Raw genomic sequence first — 14,425 nt, 5'->3', positions numbered from 1 at the left:
CAACAATATCACGGTACTCAAATAAAAGCCTAAATGTTATAGGGGAGATTTTTGTACATAGGTGAATTTGCAAAATTCTTTTTGCAATATCTATGCCAATTGTAGTAATCTGTATTATAGATAGCTGCATTACAAATATATGAAAACTGTTTTACCCGAACGCTCCGTGATAATTCAAGAAAGACTTGATAATATCGTCAAAGAAATTCTCGCTGTATCAAAGCACAAGATTGCGATGATTATTTTATTTGGCTCTTACGCTAGAGGAGATTGGGTACAAGATGAGTATAAAAAAGGTCACATTACCTATAGCTATCAAAGTGATCTCGATATTATGTTAGTCATGAAGAAAGGCAAACATGCCGGTCTTGCAGGGTTAGCAATAGAAGATAAAATAGAAAAAAGGTTGGAAAAAAAATCATTAAGAAATCCTTTTGAGTTATGGGTAACTTTGGTACTAGAATCAATCAAGACGGTAAATAGCCAGTTAGAGAAGGGGCATTATTTCTTTTCTGATATTAAGAAAGAAGGAATACTCTTATATGATAGTGGCGAGTTTCAGCTGGCAGAAGCTAAAAATTTACCTTGGACAGAAAGAAGACAAATAGCTGAAAAAGATTATGAGTACTGGTTTACAAAAGGAGCAGAGTTTTTTTTAGAATGTGGATATCCTTTAGAAAGAGGTAATTATCCATTTTCAGCCTTTTTACTTCATCAAGCTACCGAAAGTTTTTATAATGCTATCCTGTTAGTTTTTTCCGGTTATAAACCGAAACTGCACGATATACGAAAACTAGGTAGTATAGCTGGAAATTACAATGAAGAACTATGGCAAATATTTCCTCATTCTAGTATTGAGCAAAGGCAATGTTTTAGATTACTTGAACAGGCTTATATTGAAGCTCGCTATAACAAAGATTATAAAATAACTAAAGAACAGCTACTTTACCTTATTGATAGAGTTAAAAAATTAAAAACAGTGACAGAAAAAATTTGCTTGGAAAGGATTAATAAAGAGGTAATTTAAGCTCCTTAATATAGACAAAGTAAGTCTATAAACGCAATGACCTATAAGTTTGAGGGTATTAGGGTATAGTAGTTTTGTTGTTATGAATTATTATAACAATCTTTGCGGTGTTGAATTACTAGTATATTAATTGTTGTATCTACTATTTGATAAATCACTCTATAATCACCAATTCTGAGGGAGCGGCAACCTTTGAAGCTATGTTTTAAAGGTTTACCAAATTTTATTGGATCAGATAATAGCTTTTTTTCAATGGTTATCTTTATTAAATATTTAACTGGTGTAGAAAGCTTAGGGATATCTTTATGTATAACTTGATCTGAATAGAGAAGATTATACATTTATTTCCAAACATCCGTATGACGAATCCATTCCTTAGTATTACCTATCCTTTCATCTGCTAATTTAGCTAATATTTTGTCCTCTTGAAGTTCTAGACTAGTTATAATAAGGTCTTTTGCTACTTTAGATAGGGATTCATTGTTGATTTTAGCAAGACCTGCAATTTCATCAAATATTTTCTCGTCTAAAGACACTAATAATCGTTTAGCTGCCATAAGATCACTACAATTTATTTGTTATGACTCAATTGTATCATATCTGATACAGAATATCAATAAAAGGGATCGATGTAAATAGTGGCATTCAGTTAAGTTTTTAACTTATCTATTTTAAAGTAAACCCATATAAATAAAAAAGCCCATATTTAGACTTAGAGCGTAATAATTCAAAAACTAGGCCCCCCTCTACCATAATGATACTAAAAAGCCGTGTAATAGCCTTAAAATAATAAATATGGATATCTATGATAAACCACTTGATAAAGTTACTCTTGCTACGAGTTAAAACAATTATTTTTACAATAACCAAAAATTATTAATGATAAAAAAATGTGACACTTGGCTCTAATACTGAGGTTACTTGGATAATTTAATGCAAACTCAACTTGACTTGTGCGGTGCTTGATATATCTCTGCTCTTTGAGTAGATACTACTTTCTAATTAAAGCAAAATTTATTATCAAAGGGAAAAATATGACAGACAAAGCAACAAAATCAATAATTTTAGTTCGTGTTTCAACAAGGGAGCAAGAAGAAGGGTATTCAATTGAAGCTCAAAAATATAGATTAGTAGAATATTGCCAACGTAAAAATCTTGAAGTTATCGAAACTTTTGAAATTATCGAATCTTCAAGCAGAGGTGATCGCAAACAATTTAAAGAGATAATCAAATTTGCTAAAAGCCATAGAGAAACAATTGCTATAGTTGCTGATAAAGTAGATCGAGTACAAAGAAGAATCTCAGAAATTTCATTACTAGAAGAACCAATAAAAGCTGGTAAGATAGAATTACATTTTAGAACAGAAGGTTACATAATAGATAAAGATTCTCAGTCTCATGCAAAGCTAATGTGGGGAATGAACGTATTGATGGCACAATCTTACGTTGATAGTTTAAGTGATAACGTTAAAAGAAGCCTAGATCATAAATTACGTAAAGGAGAGTGGATAGGACCAGCCCCTCTTGGTTACCTAAATAGTCGAGATGAAAGAGGAAACAGTATAGTAATTCTCGATCCTGTAAGAGGTTCTATCATAAAAAAACTCTTTGAAGAATATGCAACAGGAATGTATACTCTTAATTATTTGACTGAAAAAGCTAAGGAGCTTGGTCTTAGAAGCAAAAACAATTGCTACGTCAATAAAACAGTAGTGCATCGAATGATCCAACAACCTTTCTATTATGGTGAAATGAGAGTAAAAGGAGAGATGTGGTCACATGGTTACCAAGCAATTATAACAAAAGAGACTTTTATGGCATGTAAAGATGTACGTTTAGGGTGGAAGAAGAAGCCTTTTAAATATGGTGGTAAGGATTTTCTTTTTAGAGGATTAATCACCTGTGCAGTAACTGGTAAAGTTGTAACAGCTGAAACTCACAGCAAAACATATTCAGATGGCAAAGTGGACGAATGGACTTATTTAGGTACATGGGATTCAAAGAATCCAAACAAAAAGATTTATGTAAGAGAAGATGAGGTTTTAAAGCAGGTAGAAGAGGTTTTTAAAAGAATAGGTATAAGAGACCCAGAAATGCTAAAAGAGACTCTAGCCTATTTAAAAAACACAAATGAGCTAAAGAAAGATGAGCATGGGCAAGCAACAGCTGCTTTAAAGAAAGAACATACCGAAAATGAGAATAGATTAAATTCATTAATAGATTTGCGACTCAATGGAGAACTTAGCACAGAAGAATTTCAAAGAAAAAAACAACAATTAAAAGATCGCCAATATGAAATTGCTCGTTTAATTAAAGTTTATGAGGAAGCAGACGATAAATTTACTGATACCGCTACAACGCTAATAACTCTAGCATCTGAAGCCTATGAAACTTTTAAAGGTTCTGAAATGCCCCAAAAACGCAAAATGATAAATTTCGTATTTCAGAACCTCAAACTAAGGGGCAAAAAACTTGAGACCTCTCTACGTTTCCCGTTCGATATTTTTGAAAAAACGACAACTTGTACCGAATGGCGGGGCGTAGTGGACAATTTCAGAACCACGATAGACGTAAAATTATTAGTTATTCAAACGCTTACAGTCTATTACTAAAGCTCTGTAACTTGGTATTGTAACTCCATATTCTTACCACAAAAAGCTATAGAAATTTTGAGTATTTGCTTAACATATTGATACTGCCTTATTTTTACATCATATTGTTTATCTATAATCTGGTTCAATCCTATTTTAGCTACTGAGGCTAAATCTTCTGTATTTTTAGCTATCTTATACTCAATAATAATTGCTTTATCTCCTTTACCAGCTTTTGGGATCATGATCACATTAGCTCTGCCACTTCCTGACTCCTGTTCACTTGCTATTATGTAACTAGGTGCTAACATATTAATTAAACCAAGCATAAAGCCGCTATAAAATAATTCTGCCTTTTTCTCTCCTGTTTGATGAAAACTAGTAGAATTTAGCAACAATTCTTGTAAACGCTCTTTAAATTCCTCTACTTTACCTGTTGGCAATAAACTAATAAACAAATAATATCTAGAGCTATCAATTTTTAATTGATCAGTAACCCATTGCAGCACTCTTGTTTCATAGATATATTTTAGTTCATAATTAGGGATAGATAGCTCATAGATATTTTTTTCTGATATTTTGGCAGTAGGATTTAAATAACCGCTGAACAGTAATAAACTGAGCAATCCTACTGGTTTATTGATATCAGCAAAACTTATTTGTTTGGTAATAGGTGAGATAATACTTTTTCCAGCAGCTAAGCTCTGTAAATCTTCTTGCATTTCGTCTGACAATAATGCTTTATCAACAAGACCTGTGCCTCCACTATCTAGCCAATAATAATCAAGCTTACCTTTGTGTGCTAAACATTGCATTAGTGACCACGGATTGTAAATGACCTCTCCACCAAATGTATAACCATTATACCAATCCTTAATTTGTTCAGTATTAGTGTCGAGCGGTACTTTTGTAAGCAAATCATCTACCTCTGCTTGAGTGAAGCCATAGAACTTAGAGAAATCATCATCAAGTAAAGTATATTCAGTAACATTATTCAAGTCTGAGAACAAGTTAGCTTTAGCAACCCGTAATATGCCAGTAATTACTCCTTTCTCTAAGTAGGGATTCGTTTTTAAACTGCTACCAAGTATTCCTCTAAATAGCTTAAGAATTTGGTCAAACTCTTTTGTTTTATGTCCAAGTTCTAAATATGCATTATTAATTGGTGTATCATATTCATCTATTAATATGTATACTCTTTGTTTAAAATGTTTATACAATATTTGACTTAAAAACTTCAGGCTATTTTTTAAATAGCTTATATTAATATCACCACTTAGATAATTTTTTAACTTTACTTTTTGCGGAATACTGAAAAATTTATTATCTTCTTGAATATATTGTTCTAAATAATTAAATCTTTCGTATAATTCTATTATTTGATCTATAATGCTACTAATAATTTCCTTATAATTACTCCCCTTCACTTCTTTAAAATTTATATATATTACTGGAAATTGGCCTTGACGCTTTATTATATTTTTATGAATGGATATTTTTAAAGGCTGTAGCTCTTTGGTTTCATCAAAGCCCAAATCTACTATGCCTCCAGTAAAGAGTTTATAATTTACTCTCTTTTCTTGAGCTAAAGGCTTACCTCTCTCACCTACTTCGATTTCTAAGAACCTCCTCATCATATCCATATTAAGACTTTTACCCCAACGTCTTGGTCGAGTGATTAGGATAACCTTACCGCTATCTTCTAATAATTCTTTGATCATTAGACTTTTATCAACAAATACATCACTATTAACTACTAAGTCATAGAATTCATCCGTACCTACTAGCATTTTAGGCAGCTTATTACTCTCCTTAACAGTGTCAGCCTCCTTGAGATGTGTGTTAGTGTTTGAAAGTTCAACTATCATATTATTCAATTATATTTATATTCTGATACCAAAGTTTTTAGTTAAATTTTAATAAATTATTTTACCGATTAAGTTTTAATAAAATGTGGTAATATGCTGTTTCGATAAAAATATGATATAGTATAGATAAGTTTGATTCAATATAGAATTACATCTCGTGACAACATCGCCTAATTATCATAATTGTGTCCATTTAAAAAAATATTGGATAACTAATTAAGGTCTTTTTCTAAACTAGGGTTTTAACAAATATTAATTAAAAACCCCAACAAACTTGGTAAAATGTATATTTGCAGCAAAACTGCTTTGCAATCTTTTAGCAATACAAATCATATTCTGAACCTGAGTCGCCAAGTAATTTGCTGGTAAATGCTGCATCTACTAGGTCATAATTGTAAAAATCATGCTCATCTGCTCTAGTGATAAAATCCTGCCCCTGAGCAGCAACATTAGCCATAATATTACCAATTTTCTTAAGAGCTGCAGCCTTAAAATCTTCATCCGAACTTAGGCTAAATGCATGGTGATAATATTTTTTAGCTTGCTCAAATAACCCTACAGACTCAAAATACTCAGCTTGCTTTAGCTTTATATCGGGATTGTCTTGATCTTGTTTTAGCCATGCTTTAAAACATGTTTCTATCCTAAATTCATTATTAACTACTTTATAGCAATCAATTGCTTTAGCATATTCACCTTTGTTAAAAAATAGCTGACCAAGTTTCTCATATATTTTTGGTAGATGACTATTCACCTCTATAGCTTTTACATAGTAAGCCAATGCTCCATTTTCACTATTCTGCTCAGCGAGACTAGCTAAGCAACTATAGGCTATAGCCTTAAGATTCTTGCAGGCAGGAGAGTCCGGATAATTTTCTAGATACTTTATAGCTTTATGATAATAAACTTGGTCAGGTTTATCCTCATCAACATGCAACCTACTAACTTGGCACTCAAGATTTTCTGCTACCTTAGTATGGCAAGCCGTTATTATAGTAAAATACATTGAATTAGGTGGCAAGGAACATAGAAATAGCTTCGAATAATTTACTAGTTTCTGTTATCTTATTTTTAATCCATTTTTTCATATTAGCCCAAAATTTTTCTATTGGATTTAAGTCTGGTGAATATGGTGGCAAAAAAATAATCTTACAACCTACTGATTCTATTAATTCTTTCGTCTTCTTTGATTTATGGAAACTAGCATTATCCACTACTACAACCTGTCCTGCTTTCAACTCTTTAATTAAAAACTTTTCAACCCAATTATTAAATAGTTCTGTATTACAAGTTCCATTAAACACAAAAGGTGCTATCGGCTTATTATTTACCAAACCAGCTATGATATTAGTTCTTTGATAATGTTTGCCACTTTTTTGTCCAACCAACAATTCTCCTATCTTACCCCAACCTCTCTTAACAAACTGATTCCAATGACTGCTCTATTTTAACCACACTAAACCCTAGTCGTGTTGCCTGTTTTTGCAGATTTTTTACCATTGTTTCTTGGTATTGTTTTTCGTACGTTTCAATTCCCTGTTCGACGTAGTCTTGACCATATTTTAATAATCGATAAAACATACATGCCAACTTCCTTGCTGTTGCTGTAATAGCTTTTGGTGTACCAGCTCTACTTTTTATCCTTCTGTAAAATCCTGCTAGTGCTGATTTACCTCTACCTAGATTAAGAGCTGCCATCCTGAATGCCATACTTGCTTTATTTTCTACCTTTTTTGTTCTCGTATCAAATACTTTACCACCGGTAATTTTATTAGCAGGACTTAAGCCAAGCCAAGATGTAAAATGTTTCTCTGTACTCCATTTGTCCATATCTAACCCCACTTCCGATACTATCGTTTGTACACTTAGCTCACTTAGCCCTGGAATTGCAGTAAAATCTGCTCCTGCTGCGTTATATAGTGATTGTTGTAAATCAAACTTTGGAGAATTTTTGTTCTTGCGTTGCTTATTTGTTACATCACCATCACCACATTTATCAAACTCTTTGTAACAGCTTTCTATTGCTTCGTCACACTCCTTGATTTGTTTTAGGTAAAATTCATAAATATCTAATTCTTGCTTTAATACTACAAGATGCTCTTTGCGATAATCTCCCTCCAAAGCTTTGATAATAGTCTTTTTATCACTTTTTATACGACTATCCCTAAATGTGACTAATTTATTTGCATCCCTTTCACCAGCAATAATTGCTTTTATTATACTCATTCCTGTAACACCTGTTATATCACTAATCACATGATGTAATTGGATATTCATTTCATTCAGTGCTTTCTGCATACGGTTTACATGGGTTGCAGCATTCTTTGTTAATCTGTCTCTTTGTCTAGTAAGAGTTCTTAATTCACATATCTGATCTTTTGGACGAAATGAACCACTTAACAATCCATAGCTATGAAGTTGTTGTAACCACTGACAATCAGCTACATCTGTTTTACGTCCAGGTACGTTTTTCACATGCCTAGCATTCACCAATATAACTTCAAAGCCAGTAGTCTCTAAAATCTGAAATACAGGTATCCAATATATCCCTGTTGATTCCATAGCTATCGTCTTAACTCCACATTTTTTTAACCAATCTGCCATTTCTCTTAAATCACTGGTAAAAGCAGCAAATTTTCGTACATTCTTTTCATCCCTATCAGCTGGTACACAAACATAATGTTCTCTAGAACCAATATCAATACCTGCCGCATCAGGATTAATTACAGATAGTTTCTGTTTATCATTCTTTTTATTTGTCATATCATCTCCTACACTAAGAATTAGACCGAGCTAATTTTAAGTTGGAGTATTGAATGAAAAAATTAATCTCTTAAACGAGGTCTCTTACGTATCATAAACACATAATGCCATCAATGATATTACCAACAACTCCAAAACCATGCTATCTTACGGGCTGCCTTAAAGCTGCACCATTGTGGTGGTCGGTTATAGCTCTTTACCAACTCGGCTAACTGTAACTTTAACACACAATAATCGCAAACACTATACCTTGTTGTTGATGGCTTACCACCAAAGTTTGTTTATGTTTTTACAAATGTGCAGCAGTTTGTTTGGTGCTATCTCTTAACAAACTGATTCCAATGACTGCTCTATTTTAACCACACTAAACCCTAGTCGTGTTGCCTGTTTTTGCAGATTTTTTACCATTGTTTCTTGGTATTGTTTTTCGTACGTTTCAATTCCCTGTTCGACGTAGTCTTGACCATATTTTAATAATCGATAAAACATACATGCCAACTTCCTTGCTGTTGCTGTAATAGCTTTTGGTGTACCAGCTCTACTTTTTATCCTTCTGTAAAATCCTGCTAGTGCTGATTTACCTCTACCTAGATTAAGAGCTGCCATCCTGAATGCCATACTTGCTTTATTTTCTACCTTTTTTGTTCTCGTATCAAATACTTTACCACCGGTAATTTTATTAGCAGGACTTAAGCCAAGCCAAGATGTAAAATGTTTCTCTGTACTCCATTTGTCCATATCTAACCCCACTTCCGATACTATCGTTTGTACACTTAGCTCACTTAGCCCTGGAATTGCAGTAAAATCTGCTCCTGCTGCGTTATATAGTGATTGTTGTAAATCAAACTTTGGAGAATTTTTGTTCTTGCGTTGCTTATTTGTTACATCACCATCACCACATTTATCAAACTCTTTGTAACAGCTTTCTATTGCTTCGTCACACTCCTTGATTTGTTTTAGGTAAAATTCATAAATATCTAATTCTTGCTTTAATACTACAAGATGCTCTTTGCGATAATCTCCCTCCAAAGCTTTGATAATAGTCTTTTTATCACTTTTTATACGACTATCCCTAAATGTGACTAATTTATTTGCATCCCTTTCACCAGCAATAATTGCTTTTATTATACTCATTCCTGTAACACCTGTTATATCACTAATCACATGATGTAATTGGATATTCATTTCATTCAGTGCTTTCTGCATACGGTTTACATGGGTTGCAGCATTCTTTGTTAATCTGTCTCTTTGTCTAGTAAGAGTTCTTAATTCACATATCTGATCTTTTGGACGAAATGAACCACTTAACAATCCATAGCTATGAAGTTGTTGTAACCACTGACAATCAGCTACATCTGTTTTACGTCCAGGTACGTTTTTCACATGCCTAGCATTCACCAATATAACTTCAAAGCCAGTAGTCTCTAAAATCTGAAATACAGGTATCCAATATATCCCTGTTGATTCCATAGCTATCGTCTTAACTCCACATTTTTTTAACCAATCTGCCATTTCTCTTAAATCACTGGTAAAAGCAGCAAATTTTCGTACATTCTTTTCATCCCTATCAGCTGGTACACAAACATAATGTTCTCTAGAACCAATATCAATACCTGCCGCATCAGGATTAATTACAGATAGTTTCTGTTTATCATTCTTTTTATTTGTCATATCATCTCCTACACTAAGAATTAGACCGAGCTAATTTTAAGTTGGAGTATTGAATGAAAAAATTAATCTCTTAAACGAGGTCTCTTACGTATCATAAACACATAATGCCATCAATGATATTACCAACAACTCCAAAACCATGCTATCTTACGGGCTGCCTTAAAGCTGCACCATTGTGGTGGTCGGTTATAGCTCTTTACCAACTCGGCTAACTGTAACTTTAACACACAATAATCGCAAACACTATACCTTGTTGTTGATGGCTTACCACCAAAGTTTGTTTATGTTTTTACAAATGTGCAGCAGTTTGTTTGGTGCTATCTCTTAACAAACTGATTCCAATGACTGCTCTATTTTAACCACACTAAACCCTAGTCGTGTTGCCTGTTTTTGCAGATTTTTTACCATTGTTTCTTGGTATTGTTTTTCGTACGTTTCAATTCCCTGTTCGACGTAGTCTTGACCATATTTTAATAATCGATAAAACATACATGCCAACTTCCTTGCTGTTGCTGTAATAGCTTTTGGTGTACCAGCTCTACTTTTTATCCTTCTGTAAAATCCTGCTAGTGCTGATTTACCTCTACCTAGATTAAGAGCTGTCATCCTGAATGCCATACTTGCTTTATTTTCTACCTTTTTTGTTCTCGTATCAAATACTTTACCACCGGTAATTTTATTAGCAGGACTTAAGCCAAGCCAAGATGTAAAATGTTTCTCTGTACTCCATTTGTCCATATCTAACCCCACTTCCGATACTATCGTTTGTACACTTAGCTCACTTAGCCCTGGAATTGCAGTAAAATCTGCTCCTGCTGCGTTATATAGTGATTGTTGTAAATCAAACTTTGGAGAATTTTTGTTCTTGCGTTGCTTATTTGTTACATCACCATCACCACGTTTATCAAACTCTTTGTAACAGCTTTCTATTGCTTCGTCACACTCCTTGATTTGTTTTAGGTAAAATTCATAAATATCTAATTCTTGCTTTAATACTACAAGATGCTCTTTGCGATAATCTCCCTCCAAAGCTTTGATAATAGTCTTTTTATCACTTTTTATACGACTATCCCTAAATGTGACTAATTTATTTGCATCCCTTTCACCAGCAATAATTGCTTTTATTATACTCATTCCTGTAACACCTGTTATATCACTAATCACATGATGTAATTGGATATTCATTTCATTCAGTGCTTTCTGCATACGGTTTACATGGGTTGCAGCATTCTTTGTTAATCTGTCTCTTTGTCTAGTAAGAGTTCTTAATTCACATATCTGATCTTTTGGACGAAATGAACCACTTAACAATCCATAGCTATGAAGTTGTTGTAACCACTGACAATCAGCTACATCTGTTTTACGTCCAGGTACGTTTTTCACATGCCTAGCATTCACCAATATAACTTCAAAGCCAGTAGTCTCTAAAATCTGAAATACAGGTATCCAATATATCCCTGTTGATTCCATAGCTATCGTCTTAACTCCACATTTTTTTAACCAATCTGCCATTTCTCTTAAATCACTGGTAAAAGCAGCAAATTTTCGTACATTCTTTTCATCCCTATCAGCTGGTACACAAACATAATGTTCTCTAGAACCAATATCAATACCTGCCGCATCAGGATTAATTACAGATAGTTTCTGTTTATCATTCTTTTTATTTGTCATATCATCTCCTACACTAAGAATTAGACCGAGCTAATTTTAAGTTGGAGTATTGAATGAAAAAATTAATCTCTTAAACGAGGTCTCTTACGTATCATAAACACATAATGCCATCAATGATATTACCAACAACTCCAAAACCATGCTATCTTACGGGCTGCCTTAAAGCTGCACCATTGTGGTGGTCGGTTATAGCTCTTTACCAACTCGGCTAACTGTAACTTTAACACACAATAATCGCAAACACTATACCTTGTTGTTGATGGCTTACCACCAAAGTTTGTTTATGTTTTTACAAATGTGCAGCAGTTTGTTTGGTGCTATCTTGGCAAATAGTCCTATCTATACCACTCTCATCAAGATATACCATTTGCTCTTTGTCATATTTACTGACCTTTTCTAAATATTCAGATCGTTTTTCTGCACTTGCTTCCAAATAGCTGAAGGTTTTTTTTTATAACTATAGCCTAACTTCTTTAATATTCTTCCAACTTGAGTGCCTGTAATCCCAAATTTCTTACCAATATCTTTTAGCGTAATATTTGAATTATTTTTGACAAAATCTTCTAATTGTTGCTTGTCAACTTTACTTTTAAATCCTAATCTCGCTTTTGCTAATATTGTTCCTTCTTTTTTCTTCCTTACCTTCCAACGACTAATTGTATTCTTGTGTATATCAAATATCTTATACTGATTATCTTTCAAAATAGAATTAATAATTTAATTCCAACTAATGATAGACCTAATACTAAATTATACCATGATACCATGTTAATTCTATTTTGAAAGATAATCAGTATTAGCAGCAGATATTTGACTATTACCTTTTTCTATATAATTTATTACTTTTTCTCTTAAATCTTAACTATATGGGCTTGTTGACATTTTTTCTCTTATTTATATCATATAAACTCACCTAATTCAATGTGTTTCACTATAACTAGAATGCCAATTAAGAGCTAAATTTTTGAGATAGCAAAAAAAAAAGCCGAGGATAATTTTCCAAATACATGAACCATTAGTCCATTATACGACCTAACTTTACTGGCGATTTGGATTTTCGTTTTTTCTTCAAGCCAGTTAAAAAGCGACTCTATTGACTGGTAATATATATTCATATGCTTTTAAGTCAGCCATACCCGCTTCTGTTAATCCAACATAACTTGGAACAGGTAGAGATCCTTGCTTATAGCCAGCTAAAATATGCAACTTAACACCATAATAATGTAGTTTTTTAGTTACACAATAACCATTAGCCGTGGCAATTTCTAGAGCTACTTTTGCATTAAATCTTCTCCCACGATGTGCTAAAATTACCGGCATAGAATCGATCAATTGCCATGTTTTTTGACTTTCATGTACTGGAATTTGTTCATGCAAAATCTCAGTAATTGCAATAAAGCTATCTGCCAATTTATTCAACCTTTGAACAAAGGCTGTATAGCTTGGTAACTTGGGAAACCAGTTCTGCAAATGACGATTAGTATAATCATATATATCCTTAATTTTATAATTTTTGCTCATAATTCCAAACATATAAATTGTTATAATTTCTTCATCTGAAAATGCTAAATTTGCATAATTTGACATTCTACAACAATATCCTGTTAATTTTTGCTGATATATTTTGCTAATTTCCATATAAAGTTGATATTAATTCTTCTTGCCAATCCATAATTTATACTCTTATTTTCCAAAAATACAGTATCTATATATTATAGATTGGCTTTAATCAATTTCTTTCTACTATCACTACTTCATTATTGCCTGTTTTTGCTCTTAATTGGCATTAGAGTAGCATTATACACCTTTTTTATTGTGCACTAATAGCAATTAGCAAAATTTTTGCTAATTATACTATTTTTTCTTAATATTGAAAATCAAGCCTTAACTTTTGCACTCTAGTCAAAATTAATTTATATGTCCTTCTGCACCTAATAGAGATGGTTCAAAGGTTTCATCTGTACTATAGTTATCGGCACCGTCAAGTTAAGTAAAGTAGGTTTTAAAAGTTCTATTTTTTTTGAATTTTAGGCAGCAAGAATGGTTTGAGTAGCTTCATCCCAGATTGATTTAGCAACTGCAAATGAGTTTCTCTTGTGACTAGCATTTTTAGTATATCTTCCTACATCTACAGCAAATATATTTCTGACTTTACCCATTAATGATAAGGTGCTTTGTACTGAGTTCGGATGTTTAAATTTAATCAATATCTTTTCCTTTCGACGCGTTGGTTGATGAGCGTTTTCAACTCGATTATTTAATCCCTTGTGAGAACGATGATCTGTCTTAGGACACATATGTTTAATTGGCTTAATATAGCTTTTTAGCTTATCAGTTATAATAACTCTTGGAATAGGATAATTGCCTAACAATCTTGTTAGAAAACGAATAGCCGATTTCTTATCACAACGCCTTTGTAATAATACTTCCAACTCGTGACTTTCAAAATCGATAGCTCTCCATAATATAAACACCTCTCCATTAATCTTAACATTCATTTCATCTAAATGCCATTTATCATCAGGCTTACATTCTCTCTTTCTGATTATATTTTGAAAGTTTGATGCAAACTTATAACACCAAAATCTTACTGTCTTATGGTTTAGAATAATGCCTCGATAAGCCATTTGTTCTTGAATATCACGGTAACTATTGTTAAATCTATGATATAGCCATACTGCATGACTGATAATACTGACTGGAAAACGATGCCTCTTGGGAGCTTTGTCTATATACATAAAACTGCACTATAGTTTAATTTTGTAAAGCTATTTTATAAATCTCTATCTCTCTTTTTGCAATCCTTAATTTAATTCCCTTTAACTTGACGATGC

Annotated in this window: 14 protein-coding genes; 2 read left to right on the top strand and 12 right to left on the bottom strand. The window is 32.8% G+C overall.

What is annotated here, in order from left to right:
- Positions 1 to 139: 139 nt before the first annotated feature.
- Complete coding sequence (locus tag ACFEL2_RS02350) at positions 140 to 1,027, top strand: HEPN domain-containing protein (protein WP_375331676.1); 888 nt, start codon at positions 140 to 142, stop codon at positions 1,025 to 1,027.
- Positions 1,028 to 1,107: 80 nt separating this feature from the next.
- Here ACFEL2_RS02350 and ACFEL2_RS02345 read toward each other — a convergent pair whose 3' ends face one another.
- Positions 1,108 to 1,368 carry a type II toxin-antitoxin system RelE/ParE family toxin gene (locus ACFEL2_RS02345; RefSeq protein WP_341755541.1) on the bottom strand — a complete coding sequence of 87 codons (261 nt, stop codon included), beginning with the start codon at positions 1,366 to 1,368 and terminating at the stop codon, positions 1,108 to 1,110.
- Positions 1,369 to 1,584 (bottom strand): hypothetical protein, encoded by a 216-nt coding sequence (locus ACFEL2_RS02340; RefSeq protein ID WP_341751182.1) that lies wholly within the window; start codon positions 1,582 to 1,584, stop codon positions 1,369 to 1,371. It abuts the gene before it with no gap.
- A 477-nt stretch (positions 1,585 to 2,061) separates the two neighbouring features.
- Here ACFEL2_RS02340 and ACFEL2_RS02335 point away from each other — a divergent pair, with 477 nt between their 5' ends.
- The gene (locus ACFEL2_RS02335) at positions 2,062 to 3,639 is read left to right on the top strand and encodes a recombinase family protein (protein WP_375332145.1); all 1,578 of its coding nucleotides are present in this window, start codon (positions 2,062 to 2,064) and stop codon (positions 3,637 to 3,639) included.
- Here the strand turns inward: ACFEL2_RS02335 and ACFEL2_RS02330 are convergent.
- From ACFEL2_RS02330 to ACFEL2_RS02285, 10 genes are all read right to left on the bottom strand, one after another.
- On the bottom strand, positions 3,636 to 5,486 hold the full coding sequence (locus tag ACFEL2_RS02330; RefSeq protein ID WP_375332144.1) for an AAA family ATPase: 1,851 nt from the start codon (positions 5,484 to 5,486) through the stop codon (positions 3,636 to 3,638). The two genes, ACFEL2_RS02335 and ACFEL2_RS02330, sit on opposite strands and share 4 nt — an antisense overlap.
- A gap of 316 nt (positions 5,487 to 5,802) precedes the next feature.
- On the bottom strand, positions 5,803 to 6,492 hold the full coding sequence (locus ACFEL2_RS02325; RefSeq protein WP_375332143.1) for a tetratricopeptide repeat protein: 690 nt from the start codon (positions 6,490 to 6,492) through the stop codon (positions 5,803 to 5,805).
- A 4-nt stretch (positions 6,493 to 6,496) separates the two neighbouring features.
- Positions 6,497 to 6,874 (bottom strand): IS630 family transposase, encoded by a 378-nt coding sequence (locus tag ACFEL2_RS02320; RefSeq protein WP_375332142.1) that lies wholly within the window; start codon positions 6,872 to 6,874, stop codon positions 6,497 to 6,499.
- 28 nt (positions 6,875 to 6,902) lie between these two features.
- Positions 6,903 to 8,249 carry an IS110 family transposase gene (locus tag ACFEL2_RS02315; RefSeq protein ID WP_375331740.1) on the bottom strand — a complete coding sequence of 449 codons (1,347 nt, stop codon included), beginning with the start codon at positions 8,247 to 8,249 and terminating at the stop codon, positions 6,903 to 6,905.
- 324 nt (positions 8,250 to 8,573) lie between these two features.
- Positions 8,574 to 9,920, bottom strand: a complete 1,347-nt coding sequence (locus ACFEL2_RS02310) for an IS110 family transposase (RefSeq protein WP_375331740.1) — start codon at positions 9,918 to 9,920, stop codon at positions 8,574 to 8,576.
- Between the two features lie 324 nt (positions 9,921 to 10,244).
- Positions 10,245 to 11,591: an IS110 family transposase gene (locus tag ACFEL2_RS02305; protein WP_375332141.1), complete on the bottom strand. Its 1,347-nt coding sequence runs from the start codon at positions 11,589 to 11,591 to the stop codon at positions 10,245 to 10,247.
- Between the two features lie 289 nt (positions 11,592 to 11,880).
- A complete protein-coding gene (locus tag ACFEL2_RS02300) occupies positions 11,881 to 12,024 on the bottom strand; it encodes a hypothetical protein (RefSeq protein ID WP_341762928.1) in 144 nt (47 codons plus the stop codon).
- Positions 11,988 to 12,293, bottom strand: a complete 306-nt coding sequence (locus tag ACFEL2_RS02295; RefSeq protein ID WP_341762929.1) for an IS630 transposase-related protein — start codon at positions 12,291 to 12,293, stop codon at positions 11,988 to 11,990. Before ACFEL2_RS02295 ends, ACFEL2_RS02300 begins: the two co-directional genes overlap by 37 nt.
- 375 nt (positions 12,294 to 12,668) lie before the next feature.
- A complete protein-coding gene (locus ACFEL2_RS02290) occupies positions 12,669 to 13,229 on the bottom strand; it encodes a hypothetical protein (protein WP_375332140.1) in 561 nt (186 codons plus the stop codon).
- Positions 13,230 to 13,618: 389 nt separating this feature from the next.
- Positions 13,619 to 14,329, bottom strand: coding sequence for an IS6 family transposase (locus ACFEL2_RS02285; protein WP_375332139.1), 711 nt, complete (start codon positions 14,327 to 14,329; stop codon positions 13,619 to 13,621).
- Between the last annotated feature and the right edge of the window lie 96 nt (positions 14,330 to 14,425).

The organism is Candidatus Tisiphia endosymbiont of Temnostethus pusillus, assembly GCF_964264675.1.
GTDB lineage: Bacteria > Pseudomonadota > Alphaproteobacteria > Rickettsiales > Rickettsiaceae > Tisiphia.
The sequence above is the reverse complement of the archived record's forward strand: the minus strand, read 5'-3'. Positions and strand labels throughout refer to the sequence as shown.

Coding starts and splice junctions, on each gene's coding strand:
- ACFEL2_RS02350 (WP_375331676.1), top strand. CDS start 140: ATGAAAACTGTTTTACCCGAACGCTCCGTGATAATTCAAGAAAGACTT.
- ACFEL2_RS02345 (WP_341755541.1), bottom strand. CDS start 1,368: ATGTATAATCTTCTCTATTCAGATCAAGTTATACATAAAGATATCCCT.
- ACFEL2_RS02340 (WP_341751182.1), bottom strand. CDS start 1,584: ATGGCAGCTAAACGATTATTAGTGTCTTTAGACGAGAAAATATTTGAT.
- ACFEL2_RS02335 (WP_375332145.1), top strand. CDS start 2,062: ATGACAGACAAAGCAACAAAATCAATAATTTTAGTTCGTGTTTCAACA.
- ACFEL2_RS02330 (WP_375332144.1), bottom strand. CDS start 5,486: ATGATAGTTGAACTTTCAAACACTAACACACATCTCAAGGAGGCTGAC.
- ACFEL2_RS02325 (WP_375332143.1), bottom strand. CDS start 6,492: ATGTATTTTACTATAATAACGGCTTGCCATACTAAGGTAGCAGAAAAT.
- ACFEL2_RS02315 (WP_375331740.1), bottom strand. CDS start 8,249: ATGACAAATAAAAAGAATGATAAACAGAAACTATCTGTAATTAATCCT.
- ACFEL2_RS02310 (WP_375331740.1), bottom strand. CDS start 9,920: ATGACAAATAAAAAGAATGATAAACAGAAACTATCTGTAATTAATCCT.
- ACFEL2_RS02305 (WP_375332141.1), bottom strand. CDS start 11,591: ATGACAAATAAAAAGAATGATAAACAGAAACTATCTGTAATTAATCCT.
- ACFEL2_RS02290 (WP_375332140.1), bottom strand. CDS start 13,229: ATGGAAATTAGCAAAATATATCAGCAAAAATTAACAGGATATTGTTGT.
- ACFEL2_RS02285 (WP_375332139.1), bottom strand. CDS start 14,329: ATGTATATAGACAAAGCTCCCAAGAGGCATCGTTTTCCAGTCAGTATT.